Source organism: Okeania sp., assembly GCF_983059655.1.
The window spans coordinates 13,683-14,811 of the sequence record NZ_CEZPJD010000111.1 but is presented as its reverse complement, the minus strand read 5'-3'; the positions used below and the strand labels follow the sequence as shown (position 1 = coordinate 14,811).

Genomic DNA, 1,129 nt, shown 5'->3' with positions numbered 1-1,129 from the left:
AATGCTAGAATTTTGACTATTTTCTTGATAGTTTACTAAGATTAATGGCTTACTTAATAATTGATTATTGTCTATCAAATTATTATAGTTACTGACAAATTCTATTGAGTCTATTAAGTCTTTAGTTAATATAGAATCAGTAGTTATTCCTGGTTGAGGCCCAGGAGGTCTTTCTCTTAACTCTTCTTCTACTATTTGTTGAATAGCCACCCATTTTTCTTGGGAAATTTGTCGCAGGTGTAGCTGAGTATTTGTTGATAAAATACCTGTATTCACAAATGGGAAATTAATAATTATCCCTCTAATTTGATTACCCAATGCCAGTATTTCAGCTAACTCTTTGTTAACTCTTTGATTAACTGACTCATTAATCATCAAAACCGTAATATCACCAAGTCTAGCTGATTTGCGCTGCTCTTCAGTGACTTTATTGTCAGGAACTGTAGCACTTTTCGGAGCCAGAATAGTTTGAGGAGCAACAGTTCCCTCATCTAACTTTGGCTGACTGTAGTAACGTTGACCTATAGTAGCTGTTAGAGATGCTATTGCCAGCACCACTAAAATTGGTGAAGTTGCCAGAGTTGACCAACTCGATAGTTGTTGTTTTTTCTGAGGCTTCAATAATTTCCCAATTAAGTCTGTCAGATGCATATTTCTTGATGTCTACACATCATAGAGTTTTCAATATCCACTAGCTTTGCCTGGGCGGGGACGAATTACGTTGCTGGCAGCAACTGCTGGCACTATATTTTGTGTCATATTGTTTGGGTCATAAACTCCACACCAAACGGCCCATAATTTTTTGGCCAACTTCATAATTTCTGCTTCATTTATTTCCAAAGGTTCTCCTCCCATTTTTTGTCGCCATTCTACAGGAATTCCAGCAGTACTGTTATAAGCACCTGATAAAGTACCTACTATAGTACAGATTTGAGTTGCCCATTTTGTTCTTGCCGCTCGTAATATTGATAAATTCAGGTCTTCCGGGGTACTGAGGAAGCAGTATAAGGCTAAACAGATAGGTATGAAAAAAGTACAAGAGATAGAGTTTTCTTTTTGTTCAGAAAATATTTGCTGCCTTGAAAAAGATTTAACATTTTTTGATAACTGAGTTATTGCGGTGTCTAAA

1 protein-coding gene and 1 pseudogene are annotated in these 1,129 nt (G+C 36.3%); both read right to left on the bottom strand.

Annotated features, from left to right (window positions below; translation table 11 throughout):
* Positions 1–651, bottom strand: a pseudogene (locus AC3DU7_RS09150) (hypothetical protein); the annotation flags it as partial.
* A gap of 30 nt (positions 652–681) precedes the next feature.
* Positions 682–1,129, bottom strand: a 448-nt coding sequence (locus AC3DU7_RS09145; protein ID WP_488039040.1) for an ADP-ribosylglycohydrolase family protein, incomplete at its 5' end; no start/stop codon positions are given.